At 70.5% G+C, this 18661-nt stretch carries 22 protein-coding genes; 13 read left to right on the forward strand and 9 right to left on the reverse strand.

The features are described 5' to 3' along the window. The first annotated feature begins 137 nt into the window (after positions 1–137). Entirely contained in the window at positions 138–683 is a 546-nt protein-coding gene (locus A3Q37_RS21340) for a hypothetical protein (protein WP_141693586.1), read from the forward strand. On the opposite strand, the gene A3Q37_RS37915 is transcribed toward A3Q37_RS21340, so the two are convergent. Then, a complete protein-coding gene (locus A3Q37_RS37915) occupies positions 680–853 on the reverse strand; it encodes a hypothetical protein (protein ID WP_255311887.1) in 174 nt (57 codons plus the stop codon). The two genes, A3Q37_RS21340 and A3Q37_RS37915, sit on opposite strands and share 4 nt — an antisense overlap. Beyond that, positions 850–1986 (reverse strand): glycoside hydrolase family 43 protein, encoded by a 1137-nt coding sequence (locus A3Q37_RS21345; protein ID WP_065487079.1) that lies wholly within the window; start codon positions 1984–1986, stop codon positions 850–852. Before A3Q37_RS21345 ends, A3Q37_RS37915 begins: the two co-directional genes overlap by 4 nt. A gap of 174 nt (positions 1987–2160) precedes the next feature. Here A3Q37_RS21345 and A3Q37_RS21350 point away from each other — a divergent pair, with 174 nt between their 5' ends. Next, positions 2161–2415 (forward strand): DUF6332 family protein, encoded by a 255-nt coding sequence (locus tag A3Q37_RS21350; protein ID WP_079137911.1) that lies wholly within the window; start codon positions 2161–2163, stop codon positions 2413–2415. A gap of 96 nt (positions 2416–2511) precedes the next feature. Continuing rightward, positions 2512–2964: a hypothetical protein gene (locus tag A3Q37_RS21355; RefSeq protein ID WP_065487081.1), complete on the forward strand. Its 453-nt coding sequence runs from the start codon at positions 2512–2514 to the stop codon at positions 2962–2964. A gap of 45 nt (positions 2965–3009) precedes the next feature. On the opposite strand, the gene A3Q37_RS21360 is transcribed toward A3Q37_RS21355, so the two are convergent. The 3 genes from A3Q37_RS21360 to A3Q37_RS21370 are packed head-to-tail and all read right to left on the reverse strand — an operon-like array spanning position 3010 to position 4306. Then, positions 3010–3543, reverse strand: coding sequence for a hypothetical protein (locus tag A3Q37_RS21360; RefSeq protein WP_065487083.1), 534 nt, complete (start codon positions 3541–3543; stop codon positions 3010–3012). Continuing rightward, positions 3540–3893: a hypothetical protein gene (locus A3Q37_RS37920; RefSeq protein ID WP_255311888.1), complete on the reverse strand. Its 354-nt coding sequence runs from the start codon at positions 3891–3893 to the stop codon at positions 3540–3542. Before A3Q37_RS37920 ends, A3Q37_RS21360 begins: the two co-directional genes overlap by 4 nt. Next, complete coding sequence (locus tag A3Q37_RS21370; RefSeq protein ID WP_065487085.1) at positions 3890–4306, reverse strand: ATP-binding protein; 417 nt, start codon at positions 4304–4306, stop codon at positions 3890–3892. Before A3Q37_RS21370 ends, A3Q37_RS37920 begins: the two co-directional genes overlap by 4 nt. 195 nt (positions 4307–4501) lie before the next feature. Here A3Q37_RS21370 and A3Q37_RS21375 point away from each other — a divergent pair, with 195 nt between their 5' ends. From A3Q37_RS21375 to A3Q37_RS21385, 3 genes are read left to right on the forward strand one after another with little or no spacing between them, the layout of a single operon-like run. After that, positions 4502–5356, forward strand: coding sequence for a helix-turn-helix transcriptional regulator (locus A3Q37_RS21375; RefSeq protein ID WP_065487087.1), 855 nt, complete (start codon positions 4502–4504; stop codon positions 5354–5356). Next, complete coding sequence (locus A3Q37_RS21380; protein ID WP_065487089.1) at positions 5353–5574, forward strand: DUF397 domain-containing protein; 222 nt, start codon at positions 5353–5355, stop codon at positions 5572–5574. Before A3Q37_RS21375 ends, A3Q37_RS21380 begins: the two co-directional genes overlap by 4 nt. A gap of 25 nt (positions 5575–5599) precedes the next feature. Further along, positions 5600–6346: a phosphotransferase family protein gene (locus A3Q37_RS21385; RefSeq protein ID WP_065487092.1), complete on the forward strand. Its 747-nt coding sequence runs from the start codon at positions 5600–5602 to the stop codon at positions 6344–6346. Positions 6347–6556: 210 nt separating this feature from the next. Here A3Q37_RS21385 and A3Q37_RS21390 read toward each other — a convergent pair whose 3' ends face one another. From A3Q37_RS21390 to A3Q37_RS21400, 3 genes are all read right to left on the reverse strand, one after another. Further along, complete coding sequence (locus tag A3Q37_RS21390; protein WP_255311889.1) at positions 6557–7330, reverse strand: hypothetical protein; 774 nt, start codon at positions 7328–7330, stop codon at positions 6557–6559. 162 nt (positions 7331–7492) lie between these two features. Beyond that, the gene (locus A3Q37_RS21395) at positions 7493–8332 is read right to left on the reverse strand and encodes an aldo/keto reductase (RefSeq protein ID WP_065487094.1); all 840 of its coding nucleotides are present in this window, start codon (positions 8330–8332) and stop codon (positions 7493–7495) included. 60 nt (positions 8333–8392) lie between these two features. Beyond that, positions 8393–8785, reverse strand: a complete 393-nt coding sequence (locus A3Q37_RS21400; protein WP_065487096.1) for a VOC family protein — start codon at positions 8783–8785, stop codon at positions 8393–8395. A gap of 271 nt (positions 8786–9056) precedes the next feature. On the opposite strand from A3Q37_RS21400, the gene A3Q37_RS21405 reads away from it, so the two are divergent. The 7 genes from A3Q37_RS21405 (at position 9057) to A3Q37_RS21435 (ending at position 17836) form a co-directional block, all read left to right on the forward strand. Continuing rightward, the gene (locus A3Q37_RS21405) at positions 9057–10001 is read left to right on the forward strand and encodes an LLM class F420-dependent oxidoreductase (protein WP_065487404.1); all 945 of its coding nucleotides are present in this window, start codon (positions 9057–9059) and stop codon (positions 9999–10001) included. Between the two features lie 11 nt (positions 10002–10012). After that, complete coding sequence (locus tag A3Q37_RS21410; RefSeq protein WP_065487098.1) at positions 10013–10810, forward strand: SDR family NAD(P)-dependent oxidoreductase; 798 nt, start codon at positions 10013–10015, stop codon at positions 10808–10810. A gap of 133 nt (positions 10811–10943) precedes the next feature. Then, positions 10944–12071 (forward strand): LLM class flavin-dependent oxidoreductase, encoded by a 1128-nt coding sequence (locus tag A3Q37_RS21415; protein WP_065487100.1) that lies wholly within the window; start codon positions 10944–10946, stop codon positions 12069–12071. Positions 12072–12377: 306 nt separating this feature from the next. Beyond that, complete coding sequence (locus A3Q37_RS21420) at positions 12378–14117, forward strand: amidohydrolase family protein (protein ID WP_065487103.1); 1740 nt, start codon at positions 12378–12380, stop codon at positions 14115–14117. Continuing rightward, positions 14114–15577 carry an aldehyde dehydrogenase family protein gene (locus A3Q37_RS21425; protein ID WP_065487107.1) on the forward strand — a complete coding sequence of 488 codons (1464 nt, stop codon included), beginning with the start codon at positions 14114–14116 and terminating at the stop codon, positions 15575–15577. The genes A3Q37_RS21420 and A3Q37_RS21425 overlap by 4 nt, the downstream gene beginning before the upstream one ends. A 249-nt stretch (positions 15578–15826) precedes the next feature. Beyond that, entirely contained in the window at positions 15827–17413 is a 1587-nt protein-coding gene (locus A3Q37_RS21430; RefSeq protein ID WP_065487112.1) for an APC family permease, read from the forward strand. A gap of 54 nt (positions 17414–17467) precedes the next feature. Next, positions 17468–17836 (forward strand): DUF6463 family protein, encoded by a 369-nt coding sequence (locus tag A3Q37_RS21435; RefSeq protein ID WP_065487118.1) that lies wholly within the window; start codon positions 17468–17470, stop codon positions 17834–17836. 76 nt (positions 17837–17912) lie between these two features. Here the strand turns inward: A3Q37_RS21435 and A3Q37_RS21440 are convergent, their stop codons facing one another. Continuing rightward, a complete protein-coding gene (locus A3Q37_RS21440) occupies positions 17913–18641 on the reverse strand; it encodes a siderophore-interacting protein (protein WP_065487405.1) in 729 nt (242 codons plus the stop codon). Positions 18642–18661 lie beyond the last annotated feature (20 nt).

An 18661-nucleotide genomic window follows, 5' to 3' on the forward strand; every position in this document is an offset into this window, starting at 1 on the left:
GCTCGCTTCCGTGCGGGCCGATGTGCGTATGCAGTGCGAGCCCCTCCCCGATCACCGGGACGATCGCGTTCGGGATCGGCGGACGCCCCTTCCGGCGATCGGGTAGGGTCGCCGAATCACCAAGGGGGGAAGCGTCGTTGGACACGGAGACAGAGCGCTTTTTGGCTCACCCGCGCTACTGGTTGATGTACGCGCTGCCATGGCCGGAGACGGACCCGGATGCCGATATGGCGGAGGCGGCCCACGTGATCGCGCCCCCGACCGTCCCGGTCGGACAGCGGGATCGCCTGCCCCCGGATGTGGCCGATCTCCTCGGGTTCGTCGGCGTGTACGCGAGCGAGCATCCGGACCAGCGCGTGATCTGGTTCACCGACGTCACGCGGTGGCTGGAGTGGGAGAAGGACAGCAGTTGGAGCGCGCTCGGAGTGGACTGGGAGCGCGCACTCGCACAACTGACGCGTCCCCCCTTCCTCGGGTTGTACATGACGGTCGGCCGCCGGGCGTACCACCATCTGATCAATACGGCCGAGCGCTTCCGGGTGACGTACACCGACGGGCGCAGCGAGGTGCTGACCGACGAAGAACGCCAAGCGGTGCACGAGGCATTCGAGCACAAGCTGGACGCGGACTGGCCGGCGTACGTCCGCGACATGGTGGCGAGCGGACACCTCACCGTCGGCTAGGGCTTGTCCGATGAGCCGGACCCTGCCGTCCGCCGTCCCGTGGGAGCGGAGACGGCCGGGGCGGTCAGGGAGAACACGCGGGGCTGACCGGGCCGCCCGGTGTCGCCGACGGGCAGGAGGCCGCGCAGCGACGCCATCACCGTGACCAGGTCGACGACCGTACGGCTCACTCGAAGAACTTCAGACTCCACCCCTTGTCGGACGTGGGCCCCGGAACATTGGCTCGCGAGTACGTCGTGTCGCCCCACCAGACGAACGTGCCCGTGTACCAATGGCGGTTGGCCCAGGAGTACGGGGTTCCCTTCGCCACCGCGTGGTACATCGACGGGAACTTCGGGCCGGCGGGCGGGCTGGTGGCGATGTCGCCGTGCAGCAGGACGAAGGTGTGGTGCCCGGGCCCGTTCACGTACAGCGTCGGGTCCCAACCCGCCATCATCGTCGACCGGTTGGAGCCGAACAGGCAGCCGTTGGACTTGTACCAGTCCCATACGTACGTGGGATCACCGCCCTTGCGGAGGCGCAGGTCCGCCAGACAGTACTGCTCGCTCCAACTGCCGTTGGCGGAGTACACGATGTGCAGCTGCCCGTTCGGGTCCTTGATCGCCTCGGGGCTCTCGTTGATGAACGGATTGCCGACCACCCGCTCCCAGCTCTCGCGCGGCTGCGAGATGACGTACCGCGCGCCGGTGGGCTGGGTCGGGCTGCTCATCCGGGCGATGTAGAGGTTCTGCTCGACGTTGGTGTCGCCCGCCCACCCGGACCAGACGAACCAGCGCTGCCCCTCGAAGGTGAACAGGGTGCCGTCGATGGCCCATTTGTCGTCGGGGAGGGCGAGTTGGGTCTCGGCCCCGTACCCGCTGTCCGGCGAGGCTGAGCTGATGACGAACATACGGTGGGCGGCCCCGACACCGGCCGTGAAGTAGATGTAGTACCGCCCGCCGTCCATCACGATCTCCGGAGCCCAGACCTCCCCGCGCCCCCGGCTGTCGGCCCAGACCTGCCGGGCGGGCGCGGTGGCAAGCCCGTCCGTGGACGACGCCTGCCGTACGACGATGCCGCCGCCGGTCGACTGGACGCCGACGTACGTACTGCCCACCCGCAGCACGCTGGGGTCGGCCGCCCGCAGACTGGTCTGCCCCTGCGGAGTCGCCTCGCGGGCAGGCGGTGCGCCCTGGGCGGTGTCGGGCGGTGACAGGAAGAGCGTCGCGGCGAGGGCACCGACCAGCGCGAGCGCGCCGAGGGCGGACGAGCGGCGGAAGGGTCTCTTGGACTGGGGCAGGGGCTTGCGCGTGGGGTCGCTCATGAGGCTCGCTCCTGGGGTGGGGGGATTCGATGACGGCGGACGGCGGACGGCGGACGGCGACGGCGGCGGCGGTGACGATTTACATCGATAGAAGAGCGCTCTCGCAGAATCCCGCCGGGGGCGAGACCTGTCAATGACCGGGGTGGGTCCTGAACTTGCTGCGAGACTTCCGGCATGGACATGGGTCGCGAGTCGCGGTGGGAGAAGGACGCGATGACGGTGGAGATCGTCTTCGCCCTGGTGACTGCTGCGGTCCTCGCCGCGACGGTCTTCGCCGTCGCGCTGGCGCTCACTCTCGCCTTTGACCTGTCCGGTTCGGCGGCCAAAGGTGTACTGATCGGGGGAGCCCTGGTGGGAGCGGCGGTCGGAGTATGGCGTCTGGTAGTGGTGCTGTACCGCTTCGACGTGGAGCGTCGTAAAGGCCACTGACGGGGTGTGCCGACGAGGGGGACCGGACGCGCCCTGCCGCCGCCGTCCTTCATGAGAGAACAGGAGTGTGTCGTGCAACGTCGACGCCTCATTGCCGTGGCGGCCGCGCTCGTCGTCGCGTGCGCCTGCTCGCCGCAGAACGACGGCGGCCCGTCCGGAGGTTCGGCTGCCTCGCCCTCCGAGTCGGGCTCCGCCGGCGGCGTACGCCGGGCAGTTGAGGCCTACGTGCAGGCTCTCAACTCCCGTAGCGTCTCCGGACTGGTCTCGGTCGGAGGTGTGAAGGACGAGGAGTGGTCCCGGCAGGAGGCCGGCCAGATCCTCTCCGAACGAGGTGGACGCGGCTTCACGGTCAAGGACGTGCAGACCCAGCAGGACATGGGGCCGGATGTCGCCTCGGTCCGCCTCTCGGCCGAGGACAAGTCGGGAAAGCCGCTGCGTGAAACCTTCACTGCCGTACGGGAGAAGAAGGCCTGGCATCTCGTTGTCTTCACGAACCAGCCTGATGGTCGGGGCAAGGAACCTTCCTCGACCGATAAGCCGTCTTCCTGAACGCCTTGTCGTTGCCGCCGTCGGGTGATGCCTGAGCCCGGCTGTTCAGAACTGAAGGGCGCGGATCAGGCGTCGCGCGGTCCTGGCGTCGATCGAGCCCAGGTCCAGGAGGTCGGGGGCGTTCTCCCGTACGGATACGGAGAGGGCCCCGCCGGTGGCCTGCGGGAAGGCCTGGTCGAGCATGGTCCTGACGGTGGCGGCGTTCGCGGCCGTGCTCGGCTGTTCGGTGGTCTGCGGCACCGCGCCGAGCAGCCGGGCCAGCCGTGCCGCGTCGTCGATCCGGACGGTGCCGAGGGTGATGCGGCCTTGCTCGACCCGGAGGCCGGGGAGGTCGATCCGGTACCCCTCGCAGATCTCCCGCAGGGCGCGGGCGGCTTTGAGGGCGCGCTTGGTTCCGGTGCGGATGAGGCGGGCCAACTGCTGTGCGTCGACCGGGTCGAGAGGTGTGATCCGTACGAGGTTCCCCGCCTCGGTGTCGGCGACCCCTGCACGCAGCCCCGCTTCGCTGAGCGCGGCGCGCAGCTCCGAGGAAGGTGACGGCGGGGCCGACGGGCGTGTGTGCGTGTCGGTGTCGGTCATGCGTGGCTCCTGGGTGGCTGGTCGTTCGGTAACAGGGGGAGGGCGGAGACCGGGTACGCCGTCCAGCGCCAGGTTCCGTCGGCGGCGGGCAGCTCGTAGGCGTAACCCTGTCCGCGACGCAGGCTGCGGATGGCGGCCTCGGCGACGCGGCGATCGCCGAGCCAGGACTTGGCCCGGTGCCGGGCGTCACGGTCGAGCCCCGGTGTCAGCCGTCGCACGGATGCGCGGAGCCAGGCCAGGGCCTGACCGGGCGCGGTGGTGAGGAGGTCGTCCGGGGGTGGCGCGGTCGGCGCGCTGTCGGTGTCCGCGTGACACCAATAGGTGCGGGGCAGGGGCCTGTTCGCGTTCACGTGGCGTACGCCGGTGTCGTGGTGCGGATGTCGGCCCAGACGTCCTTGCCGTCCCGGCGCATCACTGTGCCGCACTGCGCCGCGAGCGCGGCGATCAGGAGGACCCCGCGCCCGCTCTCCTCGCTCCACTCGGGATCGCGCCGCTCGGGCGGTGCGGTGTCGGAGTCGCTGACCGTGACGCGTACGCCGTCGGGCCTGCGGCGCAGGGTGATGGTGCAGAGCGGTGAGCCGGTGTGCCGCATGACGTTGGTGAGTAACTCGTGGGCGCAGAGCGTGGCGGCGTCGCTCAGTTCGCCCAGGTCCCAGAGGTCGAGGTGGGCGCTGACGATGCGCCGCATGATCGCGAGCGTCTCGGGGCGGGCGACGAGTTCCTGGCGGTAGTCGGGCGGGTCGGGCTCGGTGGTGGGGGCCATGGGTTCCTCCAGAACGACGTGCGTGGTGCACCTGCTGCTTCGCATTCCGTGATCGGGCAGGTGCTTTCGGTCACGAGGAGGATGGTGCAGCGTGAAGCATCGCTTAGGCAAATATTCCTACGTGATGTCATCCGAGCGGGTGCAAGTTCCTGAAGTGTGTTGTGCCTGGGTGAACTTGGCCGCCAGGATGACGGCATGGCTCAGAGCGACATGCCCACGATGCGGAGCCGCCGACTCGGCGGCGAACTGCGACAGCTCCGACTGAACGCCGGCCTCAAGGTGCAGGACGCGGCGGAGGCTCTGGAGTGCGGGCAGCCGAAGATCAGCCAGATCGAGAACGGCAAGCGGGGGATCCGGCCGCTGGACCTGACGACGTTGCTCAACCTGTACGGGTTGGAGGACGAGCGCCAGCGGGCCAGTCTCAAGCGGCTGGCGAAGGAGATCCACAAGGTCGACTGGTGGACCGGGCAGGGGCCGTTTCTCCATGACGCCCTGAAGGACTACCTGATGCTGGAGGCGGACTCCCAGGCGGTCCGCGCGTTCGAGCCGATGGTCATTCCGGGGCTGCTCCAAACCGAGGCGTACATGCGCCGTTTGTACGAGGAGGCGGTACCGGCCGACCAAGTGGAGGCGCTTGTCGATACCCGCATGAAGCGCAAGGTGTTGCTCGACAACAAGCTCGGCTTCCGGCTCCGAGCCGTGATCGACGCCCCTGCCCTGCACCGCATCGGCGGTGGACCGGACCTCGTTGCGGGGCAGTTGGCTCATCTGCTGGAAGCGGGCTCGTCGCCGAACGTCACCATTCAGGTGCTGCCGCTGAACTCTGCCCTGCCGATCGAGCAGTACGTGTCGTTCTCCATCCTCGGGCTGCAAGCCGATCCGCCGGTGGAAGTGGTGTGGTTGGAGCACATCACCGGTGGTACGTTGCTGGAGCGGAACCCCGATGTGCAGGCGTACGGCAAGGCATGGGACGAACTGACTGCCGCAGCGCTGTCGCCCACCGCATCCCGGCAGTACATTCGCGACCTTATCGAGGAAAGCAGATCATGATCGAGGGATCGGCTCGCGTTCCGAAGACCGAGCTTGAGTGCGCGCGCTGGCACAAGAGCACGTACAGCGGGTCGAACAACAACTGCGTCGAGCATGCCTTCCTGGCCTCCGGCCGCCACGCGGTCCGCGACAGCAAGGACCGCACCCTCGGCGCGCACACCTTCGGTCCCGAGCAGTGGCAGGCCTTCGTCGCCGCCGTTCAGGACGGCTCCCTCTAGGGGTCCTGCCGAGGTGGCGGTCCCCATGGATGAGGTCCACGTCGTCGTCGCCCACTCCGAGCGGGTGACTCTGCGCGTCGGTGACGTGTTCCTGAAGGTGGACGCCGATCAGGCGCGTATCGACGCCGAGGTCCGGGCGATGTCGCTCGCGCCCGTCCCGACCCCGGAAGTCCTGTGGCGCAAGCCGCCCGTGCTCGCGATCGCCGCGGTCCCGGGGACGACCCTCGGCCGCCTCGGCGGACCGTCGACCGGGTCACCGGCGGCGTGGGCCGCGGCGGGTGCCGTCATCCGGAAGCTCCACGACGCGCCGCTGCCGCCCAGGTCCGGCCGGGCAGGCCGAGACATCGGCGAGCTGGCTGCGGAGCTCGACGCCGAGTGCGGGCTGCTCGTGGGGAACGGTCTTCTGCCCGCCGAGCTGGTGACCCGCAATCGCCAGGTCGCCGAGGGCGCGCTCCGGCCGTGGACTCCGGCGTTCACGCATGGCGACCTTCAGATCGCGCACATCTTCCTCGAAGGCGACCAGGTCACCGGCATCATCGACTGGTCCGAGGCGGGCCGGGGCGATGCCCTGTACGACCTCGCCACCTTCACGCTCGGACACGAGGAACACCTCGACGACGTCCTCGCCGGCTACGGCGGTGACGTCGACCTCGAAGTGATCGGCGCGTGGTGGGCGTTGCGCAGCCTGCTGGCCGTTCGCTGGCTGATCGAGCACGGCTTCGATCCGTTCGCGCCGGGCTGCGAGGTCGACGTACTGAGGTCCAGGATGTGAGGCTGCGCGGGGCCGGCTCGCACGAAGGTGCGTCACGTACACGGACCCATGGCCTGGTTCCTCGGTGCGGCTACCACCGCCCTCACGCCGATCCTGCACTGGCGTGCCGTGCCCGCCCGGCACAGTCACACCTTCGGCTCCAGGACACCCTCGCCCGCCTCGCCACCGCCTGAACCCGCAGGGGAGCGACCATGATCGCCCGGACAGGGCCTAGGCGTCGTCCTCGGCGGTTCGTGTGCACAGGTGGCCGGCGGGGCAGGCGTCGCAGCCCGCGTACTCGACATACCCGGAAGCCCGTGCGGCCGCGAACAGCTTGCGGGCGTGCCGGGTGCCGTTGACGCCGGCGTGGGTTCCGTAGACCTCCGGGTCAGGCTCGCTGAGCTGGGCCTTGTGGGCGCGGATGAAGCCCACGGCCGCCGCCACATCGGTGGGCAGTTCGTCCCACATCTCGGTGGGCATGCAGACCTGGCGGGTGGACAGACCCGGTTCGCCCTGGAAGTGCCAGGTTCCGCCGGGCTCGGTGGGCTTCTTCGCGACGAAGCGGATGAGAGGCACACCGTGTTCCTCGTCGGGGATGACGAGGAAGGCGCCATGGGCGTGGAGGGTGTGCAGCGACTCCCGTACGTCCGCTGCGCTCATTCCCGGCCGCTCGGAGGCCACTTTGCCGATCGGCACGAGCGTCGCCTCGGTGGCGCCGTCCTGTGAGATCACCGGGAGCTGACCGGTGTCGATGATCGTGTCCAGCAGCAAGGCGGCCCTGGGCACGACGTGGTCGTACGAGGGGGCGAGAAGAGCCAGGCGGCGCATCAGGTCGATGGCCTCCGGACCCAGCCGCGGATCGTCCACCTTCGAGGCGTCCATGCCGCGCTCGACCTGGTACCACTCGTCGTAGGCGACTCCGGGCGGCTGGAGCTCCTGGAGGGTGTACTGGCGGGGGATGCTGCTCCTGGGGCGCCGCGGCTTGCCAGGCTTCTTCCTGCCCATGGGTTCCCTGTCTACGAGTTGAAGTGTTCGTGGTCTCCTAACGAGCAGGCGGCCTGGAGGTACCCCATCGCGTGCGTGGGGCCCAGGATCTGAGTACGGTGCCGGGCTCTGGTGCGTATCACGCATCCGCCTGCGTCGCGGAACGCCGGTCGGCCGACGAGGTCATGCCGCCCCCGCGATCCCGTCCAGCCGCGCCCGCAGCTCCGGCGTGAGGACCAGGTCCGCCGCCGCCGTGTTCTCCTCCAGGTGGGCGATGCTCGACGTGCCCGGGATCGGGAGCATCACCGGGGAGTGGTCCAGCAGCCAGGCCAGGCAGACCTGGGTGGGGGTGGCGTTCAGCTCGGCGGCCACCGCTGCCACCTCCGTACGGTCGCCCGCCTTGCCCCAGGCCACCGTGCGCCAGGGCAGGAACGCGATGTCCGCCGCCTCGCACGCCGCGAGGACCGGCTCGTGTTCGCGGTCGGTGAGGTTGTAGCGGTTCTGGACGCTCGCGATGTCGACGGTCTTCCGGGCCTCGGCCAGCTCGGCCGCTGTCACCTCGGACAGGCCGATCCGGCCCACCTTGCCCTCCTCGCGCAGGTCCCGCAGGGTGCCGAGCTGGTCGGCGAGCGGGGTCTCCGGGTCGATGCGGTGGAGCTGGAGCAGCTCCAGGCGGTCGACGCGGAGGCGGCGCAGGGCCTGGTCCACCTCCGCGCGCAGGGACTCCGGGCGGCCGTTCAGGGCCCACTCGCCCGTCTCGGCGGAGCGGATCACCCCGACCTTCGTCGTGATCAGGAGATCCTTCGGGTACGGGTGGAGCGCCTCGGCCAGGACCTCCTCGTTGGCCCCGTTCCCGTACATGTGGGCCGTGTCGATCAGCGTGATGCCCAGCTCGACCGCCCGGCGGGCCACCGCGATGGCCGACGGCCGGTCCTCGGGCTTCTCGGTGGGCAGGTGCATCGCACCGAAGCCCAGCCGGCCCACGGGCAGGTCCCCGCCGATACGGAACGTCGTCGATGGCATGGTTCCTGAACTCCCCCTCGTTCGGATGTGCTTGACAATCTAGGGGGAATCCAGGGGGCGTCAGGGCGATTCAGGGCCCTGGAGGATCTGGAGGTAGTTGCCCACCGGGTCCACGATCGTGGAGAAGAACCAGCCGCCCCCGACCTCCTCGACCGGGCGCACCCACGTGACCCCGAGGGTGTTGAGGTGCCTCTCGGCGGCCCGGACGTCGCGCACGGTGATGTTGATCATCTGCCGGCCCGGCTCGACCGCCTTGTCCGCGACGTCGTCCCGCTCGTCGAAGCCGATGATCGCCCCGGGGCCGACGATCAGAAGGTGCTCCGCCCAGCGGGCGCCGAGCGGCTCCAGTGCGGCGCGGTACCAGGAGATCAGGGCTTCGCTGTCCGTGCTGCCGAGGATGACCCCGAGGCCGGTGACGCCCGTGGTGTCGCTGCCGTCGGTGGGTGCTGTCATGGCTGATCCCTCGCTCTGTGTGCCGTGTGTGCCGGGTCGCCCCGGTCGCTGTGCGGTGTGCGCCGGGGGCGCCCCGGGCGCTCGTTCTGTCCTGCGTACCAGTCATGACCGTCCCCGGACGTGAAACTCATCGGTGTCCGCCGCCGGATGCGCCCGATGGGCCGTACCCCTTGTCTGATGGTCCGTCAGGTATGACGATGGCGGCCGTCACCCGGGGCGGGAGCGCCCCGGGGCGGAGGGGAAGGAGGCCGCCGTGCCGGTATCGCCCGGTCTGCCGATACAGCCCAACGGGCCGCTCTCGTACGGGATGCAGCTGCCGGTCCAGTCACAGAGCGTCATCTACGCGGAACCCTGGGAGGCGGCGGCGACCCCCGCCGATCTCGTCCGCGTCGCCCGCGCCGCCGATCGCGCGGGCTTCGCCTACATCGCCGGCTGCGACCATGTCGCCATTCCGCGGCGGCTCGCGGAGGGCATGAGCACCGTCTGGTACGACCCCGTCGCCACGCTCTCCTTTCTCGCCGGGGTCACCGAGCGCGTGCTGCTTATGAGCCATGTCGCCGTCGTCGGGCTGCGGCATCCGCTGATCACCGCCAAGCAGTACGCCACCCTCGACCACCTCAGCGGCGGCCGGCTGATCCTCGGGGTCGGGGCCGGGCACGTACGGGAGGAGTTCGAGGCGGTCGGGGCCGACTTCGACGGGCGCGGCGGTGTCCTCGACGAGAGCATCGACGCGCTGCGGGCCGCGCTCGGGCCCGAGGAGTATCCGGAGTTCGCGGGGGAGCGGTTCTCGTTCGGCGGGCTCGGGCAGCTGCCCCGGCCCGCCCAGGAGCGGGTGCCCGTCTGGGTGGGCGGCTCGTCGCCCGCCGCCGTGCGCCGGGCCGCCGTACGCGGCGACGGGTGGCTGCCGCAGGGCGACCCCCGGGACCGGCTGCCCGCGCAGATCGCCCGGCTGCACGCCCTGCGGGAGGAGGCGGGCGTCGAGGCGCCGATCGTCGTCGGTGCGATCACCGAGCCGCTGTACGTCGGTGAGCCCGGGTGGTCCGTGGGGCGGCGCACGCTCGCCGGGAAGCCAGAAGCGCTCGCGGAGTCGCTGCGGGAGTACGCGGCCATCGGCGTGCACCAGATCCAGGTGCGCTTCCGGAGCCGGAGCGTGGACGAACTGACCGACCAGATGGCGGCGTTCGGTACGGACGTGGCCCCGCACCTCGACAGGTAGGGGAGAGCGCCATGGGCAAGCTGGACGGGCGGGTCGTCCTCGTCACCGGGGCGGCGCGCGGACAGGGCGAGCAGGAGGCGCGGCTCTTCGCGGCCGAGGGGGCGCGGGTCGTCGTCGCCGATGTGCTGGTCGAGCAAGGGGAGGCACTCGCCAAGGAGTTGAGGGAGGAAGCCGGGGCGGACGTCGCTCGGTTCGTGCGGCTGGACGTCGGCGACGAGGAGGACTGGGCCGCCGCCGTCTCCGCGTCCAAGGACACCTTCGGGAAGATCGACGGGCTGGTCAACAACGCGGGCATCCTGCGCTTCAACGAACTGGTCAACACCCCGCTGGCGGAGTTCGAGCAGGTGGTGCGGGTCAACATGACCGGAGCCTTCCTCGGGATCCGGGCCGTCGCGCCGGAGATCGAGGCCGCGGGCGGCGGGACGATCGTCAACACGTCCTCGTACACCGGTCTGACCGGGATGCCGCTGGTCGGCGCGTACGCCGCGACCAAGCACGCGGTGCTGGGGCTCACCAAGGTCGCCGCCATGGAGCTCGCGGGCAAGGGGGTCCGGGTCAACGCCGTCTGTCCGGGGGCCGTCGACACCGCGATGAGCAACCCGGCCCTGCTGGACCCGGACGCCGACCTGACCGCGTCGAGCACGGCCTTGGAGGCGTACTACCGCGAGCTCCTCCCGATGGGCCGGATCGGGCGGCCCGAGGAGGTCGCCGCGCTGGTGCTGTTCCTGACCTGCGACGACTCCTCGTACATCACCGGTCAGCCGTTCGTCGTGGACGGGGGGTGGCTGGCGGGCGTCAGTCCTTTCTGACCACTCCGAAGCAACCTGCCTGACTGGGCGTCAGCTATTGACGGGGCGCGGCCGTGGTGGAACAGTCGGTCGCATCGCTATCTGACGGATCGTCAGATAAGTCGTCGGGAAAACTTGAGGACGGTGAACCTCCGTGGAATTCGGGCTCTTTGTCCAGGGGTACGTGCCCGCCGCGCGTGCCAAGGTGGACCCCGAGGCAGAGCACAAGGCGCTGATCGAGGAGACCGAGTACGTCATCCAGGCGGACAAGTCCGGCTTCAAGTACGCCTGGGCCTCCGAGCACCACTTCCTGGAGGAGTACTCGCACCTCTCCGCCAACGACGTGTACCTCGGCTATCTCGCGCACGCCACCGAGCGCATTCATCTCGGCTCCGGCATCTTCAACCCGCTCGCGCCCGTCAACCACCCGGTGAAGGTCGCCGAGAAGGTCGCGATGCTCGACCATCTCTCCGAAGGGCGCTTCGAGTTCGGCACCGGGCGGGGTGCGGGCAGCCACGAGATCCTCGGGTTCATGCCGGGCATCACCGACATGAACCACACGAAGGAGCTGTGGGAGGAGACGATCGCCGAGTTCCCCAGGATGTGGCTCCAGGACGAGTACGTCGGCTTCCAGGGCAAGCACTGGTCGCTGCCGCCGCGCAAGGTCCTGCCGAAGCCGTACGGGGGTGCGCACCCGGCCATGTGGTACGCGGCCGGGTCGCCGTCCTCGTACGCCATGGCGGGGAAGAAGGGGCTCGGCGTGCTGGGCTTCAGCGTGCAGAAGGTCTCCGACATGGAGTGGGTCGTCGAGTCCTACAAGAACGCGGTCAAGGACGCGGAGCCGGTGGGGGCGTTCGTCAACGACAACGTGATGGTGACGTCGACGGCGATCTGCGCCGAGACGCACGCGAAGGCGGTGGAGATCGCGGTGGGCGGGGGGCTGAACTACCTCCAGTCGCTGCTGTTCCGCTACCACGACACGTTTCCGCGGCCGGAGGGGATTCCGGAGTGGCCGGAGCTTCTTCCCGAGTACACCGAGGAGATCGTGGAGCTGCTCATCGCGGAGGAGCTGATGATCTGCGGTGATCCGGATGAGGTGCTGAAGCAGTGCCGGCGGTGGGATCGGGCGGGGGCGGATCAGTTGAGCTTCGGGCTGCCGATCGGGATCAGTCCGGAGGACACGATGACGACGATCCGGCTGATCGGGGAGCATGTGATTCCGCGGATCGATACGGATCCCGTGCATCGGACCTCGCGGTTCCGGGCTGCGGCCGCGAACTGATTCGGGGCTCTGCCCCGGACCCCGCTCCTCAATCGCCGGAGGGGCTGAAAGATCCGCCTCAAACGCCGGCGAGGCTGGGTCTTCCCCCGGCCGGGCTGGATTTGCCCCGCTCCAAGCCGGAGGGGCTTGACCACCCAGCCCCTCCGGCGATTGAGGAGCGGGGGTGTGGGGCGGAGCCCCCGCCGATGAGCCGGGCGGCGTCTTCCCGGACCGTCGCCCTGTGAGCCGGGGTACGTACCGCGGCCGAAAGCGTGCGTACCCCGGCTGTCCCACCCGGAGAAGTAGCCCACGAGAAGGGACTCCGTCATGCTCGACCACCTCATCCGCCGCGCGACCGTCGTGGACGGCACCGGCGGGCCCGCGTACACCGCCGACGTCGGCATCCGCGGCGGCCGCATCGCCGTCATCGCCGAGCCGGGGACGATCACCGAAGAGGCCGTCACCAGCGAGGACGCCGACGGGCTCGTCCTCGCCCCCGGGTTCGTCGACCCGCACACCCACTACGACGCCCAGCTCTTCTGGGACCCCTACGCCACCCCCTCCATGAACCACGGCGTCACCACCGTCGCGGGCGGCAACTGCGGCTTCACCCTCGCGCCCCTGCACCCCGACCGGCCCGAGGACGCCGACTACACGCGGCGGATGATGTCGCGGGTGGAGGGGATGGCCCTCAAAGCCCTGGAGGAGGGCGTCGACTGGACCTGGTCCACCTTCCGCGAATACCTCGACGCCCTCGAAGGGCGCATCGCCGTCAACGCCGGGTTCATGGTCGGGCACTGCGCCCTGCGGCGACACGTCATGGGCGCGGACGCCGTCGGCGGGCAGCCGACCCCCGCCCAACTGGACGCCATGCTCGTGCTCTTCCACGACGCGATGGACGCCGGGGCCTGGGGGCTCTCCACCACCCAGTCCGCCACCCACTCCGACGGCGACGGCGAACCCGTCGCCTCCCGGCACGCCCGCCCCGAGGAACTGCTCGCCCTGTCCCGCGCGGTCGGCGAGCACGAGGGGACGCAGCTCGAAGCGATCGTCGCCGGGTGCCTGGACCAGTTCTCCGACGAGGAGATCGACCTCCTCGTCGACATGACCGCCGCCGCCGGACGCCCGCTCAACTGGAACGTCCTCACCATCGACGCCGCCGTCCCCGAACGCGTACCGCGCCAGCTGATACCGAGCGAACGCGCCCGCGCGGCCGGCGGCCGGATCGTGGCGCTCACCATGCCGATCCTCACGCCCATGAACATGTCGCTCGGCACCTTCTGCGCCCTCAACCTCATCCCCGGCTGGGGCGACATCCTCGCCCTCCCCGTCCCCGAGCGCATCGAACGCCTCCGGGACCCCGCCACCCGCGCCGAGATGCTGCGCCGCGCCGACAGCAAGGAGGCCGGGGTCTTCCGGCGGCTGGCGAACTTCGGGCGGTACGTCATCGGGGACACCTACAGCGCCGCCAACGAAGGGCTCAGCGGGCGCGTCGTCGACGACATCGCGGCCGAGCGCGGCCAGGACCCGTTCCACTGCCTGGTGGAGATCTGCGCCGCCGACGACCTGCGTACGGTCCTGTGGCCGATGCCCACCGACAACGACCCCGACTCCTGGGCGCTGCGCCAACGCACCTGGGAGCACGAGGACGTCATGCTCGGCGGCTCCGACGCGGGCGCGCACCTGGACCGGATGTGCGGGGCCCCGTACACCACCCGCTTCCTCGGCGACTGTCTGCGCGGGCGCAAGCTCGTCCCGCTGGCCGCCGCCGTCAAGATGCTCACCGACGACCCCGCCCGGCTCTTCGGGCTGCGCGAACGCGGCCGGATCGAGGAGGGCTTCCACGCCGACCTCGTCCTCTTCGACCCCGAACGCATCGACGCCGGACCCGCCACCCTCGTCCACGACCTGCCGGGGGACAGCCCGCGCCTGGACTCCAAGGCCATCGGGATCGTCTCCGTACGCGTCAACGGCGTCGAGACCCTGCGCGACGACAAGGTGACGGGTGCCGTGCCGGGGACGGTGCTGCGCTCGGGCCGCGACACCCGGACGGTGAGGACCGCGTGAGCCAGGCGCCCGAGCGGCTGTTCATCGGCGGGGAGTGGGCCGAGCCCGCCGACGGGCACTACGAAGTCGTCGACCCCGCCACCGAGGAGGTCGTCGGCCTCGCCCCCGAGGCGAGCCGCGCCCAGGTGTACGAGGCCGCGGCCGCGGCGAAAGCGGCCTTCCCGGCCTGGTCGCGGACCCGGCCCGAGGAGCGCGCCGCGATCCTGGACCGTACGGCCGACATCGTCCGGCGCGACTTCGCCGCCCACGCCGACATCGCCCGGCGGGAGAGCGGAGCCACCGCCTCCACCGCCCGGGGGATGCAGGTGGGGGTGGGCATCGCCCGCTTCCGGCGGTACGCGCGCGGCGCGCTGGAGCCGGTCGAGGAGGCCGTCGCACCCCAGGTCAACGAGGCCGGCCCGATGGGGCGGGCCGGGATCTTCGGGGCGCTGGCCGTCCGCCAGCCGGTCGGCGTGGTCACCTGCATCACCTCGTACAACAACCCCTGGGCCAACCCGGCGGGCAAGATCGCGCCCGCGCTCGCGATGGGCAACACGGTCGTCGTGAAGCCGGCCCCGCAGGACCCGCTCTCCGTCCTCCGGATGGCCGCCGCCCTCGCGGAGGCAGGTGTTCCGCCGGGGGTGGTCAACGTCGTCACCGGGTCGGGAGCGGCGGCCGGTGAGGCGGCCGTCGACTCACCGGACGTCGACATGGTCAGCTTCACCGGCTCCACCGCCGTCGGGCAGCGCATCGCGGAGGTGTGCGGGCGTGGGATGAAGCGGCAGCTGATGGAGCTGGGCGGGAAGGGTGCCGCGCTGGTCCTGGAGGACGCCGACCTGGACTCGGCGGTCGCGGGGATCGGGACCACCTTCTCCTTCTACAGCGGACAGATCTGTACGGCTCCGACCCGCGTCCTGGTCCACCGGTCCCGGCACGACGAGCTGATCGCCCGGCTCGCCGCGTACGCCAACGCACTCACCGTCGGGGACCCCGCCGACCGGGCCACGGTCGTCGGCCCGGTCATCTCCGCCGCCCACCGCGACCGCGTCGAGGCATACGTGGAGCTGGGCCGGAAGGAAGGCGCGCGGGTCGTCGCGGGCGGCGCCCGCCCCGCCCACCTGGACCGGGGCTTCTACGTGGCCCCCACCCTCCTCACCGACTGCACCCCTGACATGCGGGTCGTCCGCGAGGAGATCTTCGGCCCGGTCGTCGTGGTCGTCCCCTTCGACGACGAGGAGGAAGGCATCGCGCTGGCCAACGACAGCGACTACGGCCTCATCGACTACGTCTGGTCCGGCGATGTCGCCCGCGCCTTCCGCGTCGCCCGGCGGCTGCGGGCGGGCGGGGTCGGCGTCAACACGGTCGGGCGGAACATGGAGGCCCCGTTCGGCGGGTTCAAGAAGAGCGGGGTGGGGCGGGACGTGGGCTCGTACGCCCTGCACGCCTACAGCGAGACACAGGCGATCGTCTGGCCCGGCTGAGCCTGTGGAGGAGCGGCGGCGAAGCTGCTTCGAAGGGGCGCGGGAAAATTTTGAACCCGCCCAAAACGGACAGGGCTACGGTTACCGTACGTCGTCGCGCTCGGCCAAGCGTCATGCATTGCAAGGTTTCACGCGAATGTGACCTTGAATTGATGAGGTGTTCACGGGGGATTGGCTACTGTATCCAAGGGTGAGACGTTGGAGTCTCACGCTCCGGATGTGGATATCGCAGCGCATAGCGTCCTTCTCATGACTCAGCTGGACGCGCGGCCACGGGCCGGAGACACGGTACGGGGAAGCGCCCCGGCCGACGGTGGCACGGGCAGCGGCGGCGTACGCGGCAAAGGGCTCGGCGGGAACTCCGTCGGGCTGACGGGCAGTGCCGTCATCGGCATCTCCACCGTCGCCCCCGTCTACTGCCTGACCTCCACGCTCGGCTCCACCGCCGGCGAGGTCGGCGTACAGATGCCCGCCGTCTTCCTGGCCGGGTTCCTGCCGATGCTGCTCGTCGCGTTCGCCTACCGCGAGCTGAACAAGGCGATGCCCGACTGCGGCACCTCCTTCACCTGGACGGTGAAGGCGTTCGGCCCGCGCGTCGGCTGGATGTGCGGCTGGGGCCTCGTCATCGCGACGATCATCGTGCTGTCCAACCTGGCGGGCGTCGCCACCTCGTTCTTCTGGCTGCTGGCGGGCGAGGTCACGGGCAGCCCCGCGATCGCCGCCCTGGACGACAACAAGCTCGTCCACATCGGCACCTGCCTCGCCCTGATCGCCGCCGCCACCGCGATCAGCTACCGGGGGATGACCGCCACCAAGGGCATCCAGTACACCCTGGTCGCCCTCCAGCTCGCCGTCCTCGCGCTGTTCGTGACGATGGCCCTGGACAAGGCCGGCAGCGGCGGCGCGGACTTCGCCACCTCGCTCGACTTCTCCTGGTCCTGGCTCAACCCGTTCGCCGTCCAGTCCTTCGCCGCCTTCACGGCCGGACTCTCCCTCTCCATCTTCATGTTCTGGGGCTGGGACACCTGTCTGACCGCCAACGAGGAGACCACCGGCAGCGACAGGACCCCCGGCCGCGCCGCGCTCATCGCCATGGTCGTCCTGGTCGGCTCCTACCTGGCCACCGCCGTCGCCGCCCAGATGGCCGTCGGCTCCGGCACCACCGGGCTCGGCCTCGCCAACCCGGGCACCGGCGAGAACGTCTTCGCCGCGCTCGCCGGGCCGGTCATGGGCTCCGGGCTCGGCGTGCTGCTCTTCGTCGCCGTCCTCGCCTCGGCCGCCGCCAGCCTCCAGACCACGTTCATCCCGGTCGCCCGCACGGTCCTCGCGATGTCGACGTACGAGGCGATGCCGGCCTCGTACGCCAAGGTCCACCCCCGCTTCAAGACGCCCGGCCGGGCGACGGTCGTGGCGGGCATCGGCACCGGCGTCTTCTACACCGTGATGACGCTGGTCAGCGAGCACGTGCTGATCGACACCATCTACGCGCTCGGCCTCATGATCTGCTTCTACTACGCGCTGACCGCCTTCGCCTGCGCCTGGTACTTCCGGGCCGAACTGACCCGCTCCGCCCGGGACCTGGTCTTCAAGGGCCTCTTCCCGCTGCTCGGCGGCATCCTGCTCGCCGCCGTCTTCGCCAAGACCCTCTACGACATGTGGGACCCGGCGTACGGCTCCGGCTCCTCGGTGTTCGGCGTCGGCTCGGTGTTCGTCATCGGGGTGGGGCTGCTGCTCCTCGGCGTGGTCCTGATGGTCGCGATGGAGCGCCGCAGCCCGGCGTTCTTCCGGGGCGAGGTACTGACGAAGGAGACCCCGGCGCTGGTGGTCGAGGACTGAGGGCGCGGCGGGGCGGGGCCTCGGTCGCGGGCGGTCCGCTCGTACGATGAGGTCATGACACGAGCTTCGGCGGGACGCCTGCTCCAGGTGGTCGGAATCGCTCATGGCGCGATCGGGGCGGTGATCTACCGCGATGTGTTCGCCGACATCGGGCGGGGGCCCGTCCTCGGCTCCGTCCCCGACCGGGGCGACCGGGCCGCCGCTTTCTGGTTTCTGGCCGCCACCCCCACGCTGTGGCTCGGCGGCCGGCTGCTGCGCTCGGCCGAGGAGCACGGGGACCTGCCGGCCCAGCGCGCGGCGGGCGTCGTCCTGGCCGCCGTCGGCGCGGTGGGCACGGTCGCCATGCCGAAGAGCGGCTTCCCGAGCCTGGTGGGGATCGGCGGGGTGCTGCTGCGCAGGTCGCTGCGGTCCACGGACGCGTAGTCGCTGCGGTTCACGGGTGCGCAAAGGCCCCGGCGTTCTTGCTCGCCGGGGCCGCTCCGTGGTGGCCTCCCGGGTCTTACGGCCGCCAGTAACCCAGCGCGTTCACCCGGTCCTTGGGCAGGCCCAGCTCCTTGCGGAGGTACGTCGACAGGGTCCGGGTCGTCGACGTGTCGCAGGCGACCCAGACGTACGCGTCCGAGTGGTCCGCGCCCAGCGCCTCCGGCAGGGCCGCCTTCACCTCGGCGACCAGGTGTGCGCCCGCCTCGCGGCGCTCCACGTGGTGCAGGGTGTGGTGGGCCTCGTCGAGGCGGAACGGCAGTTTCCGGTCCTCCTCGTGCGCGGTCTCGAACCAGATCGTCGCCGGGGTCGACGGGATCGCGTCGAGCAGGGAGTTGATCGCGGGCAGCGCCGCCGCGTCACCGATCACGAAGAGCCGCTTCGGCGCGGGGTCGGGCAGCGTGAAGCCGGTGCCCTGGAGCGTCGCGTCGATCGTGTCGCCCGCCTCGGCCGTCTTCGCCCAGTCGCAGGCGGGGCCCTCGTGAAGGGCGAATTCCAGACTGAAGGTTCCGGCCTCGGGGTCCGGGTCGACGAGGGTGTAGGCGCGCTGATGCGGTTTGCCGGACTTCTCGAACCAGAGCCGCACCCACATCGTGGGGTGCGCCCCGCCGGTCGCGGCGAGCAGCCCGCCGTCCGTCAGGTGCACCCGGCGGAAGCGGTCGGTGACTTGCTCGGCACCGGTCACGGTGAACGTGAAATCCCGTCCCCGGAACAGTTTGAGAACGACGCCTTCCCAGCCATGTCCCACGGTGCTCCCCACCCTCTCCT

It is taken from the genome of Streptomyces sp. PTY087I2 (genome assembly GCF_001687325.1).
Classification (GTDB): Bacteria; Actinomycetota; Actinomycetes; order Streptomycetales; family Streptomycetaceae; genus Streptomyces.

Coding starts and splice junctions, on each gene's coding strand:
- A3Q37_RS21390 (WP_255311889.1), bottom strand. CDS start 7,330: ATGGGCAGGAAGAAGCCTGGCAAGCCGCGGCGCCCCAGGAGCAGCATC.
- A3Q37_RS21370 (WP_065487085.1), bottom strand. CDS start 4,306: ATGGCCCCCACCACCGAGCCCGACCCGCCCGACTACCGCCAGGAACTC.
- A3Q37_RS21360 (WP_065487083.1), bottom strand. CDS start 3,543: ATGACCGACACCGACACGCACACACGCCCGTCGGCCCCGCCGTCACCT.
- A3Q37_RS21420 (WP_065487103.1), top strand. CDS start 12,378: ATGCTCGACCACCTCATCCGCCGCGCGACCGTCGTGGACGGCACCGGC.
- A3Q37_RS21350 (WP_079137911.1), top strand. CDS start 2,161: ATGGACATGGGTCGCGAGTCGCGGTGGGAGAAGGACGCGATGACGGTG.
- A3Q37_RS21345 (WP_065487079.1), bottom strand. CDS start 1,986: ATGAGCGACCCCACGCGCAAGCCCCTGCCCCAGTCCAAGAGACCCTTC.
- A3Q37_RS21430 (WP_065487112.1), top strand. CDS start 15,827: ATGACTCAGCTGGACGCGCGGCCACGGGCCGGAGACACGGTACGGGGA.
- A3Q37_RS21395 (WP_065487094.1), bottom strand. CDS start 8,332: ATGCCATCGACGACGTTCCGTATCGGCGGGGACCTGCCCGTGGGCCGG.
- A3Q37_RS21400 (WP_065487096.1), bottom strand. CDS start 8,785: ATGACAGCACCCACCGACGGCAGCGACACCACGGGCGTCACCGGCCTC.
- A3Q37_RS21380 (WP_065487089.1), top strand. CDS start 5,353: ATGATCGAGGGATCGGCTCGCGTTCCGAAGACCGAGCTTGAGTGCGCG.
- A3Q37_RS21435 (WP_065487118.1), top strand. CDS start 17,468: ATGACACGAGCTTCGGCGGGACGCCTGCTCCAGGTGGTCGGAATCGCT.
- A3Q37_RS21385 (WP_065487092.1), top strand. CDS start 5,600: ATGGATGAGGTCCACGTCGTCGTCGCCCACTCCGAGCGGGTGACTCTG.
- A3Q37_RS21410 (WP_065487098.1), top strand. CDS start 10,013: ATGGGCAAGCTGGACGGGCGGGTCGTCCTCGTCACCGGGGCGGCGCGC.
- A3Q37_RS21375 (WP_065487087.1), top strand. CDS start 4,502: ATGGCTCAGAGCGACATGCCCACGATGCGGAGCCGCCGACTCGGCGGC.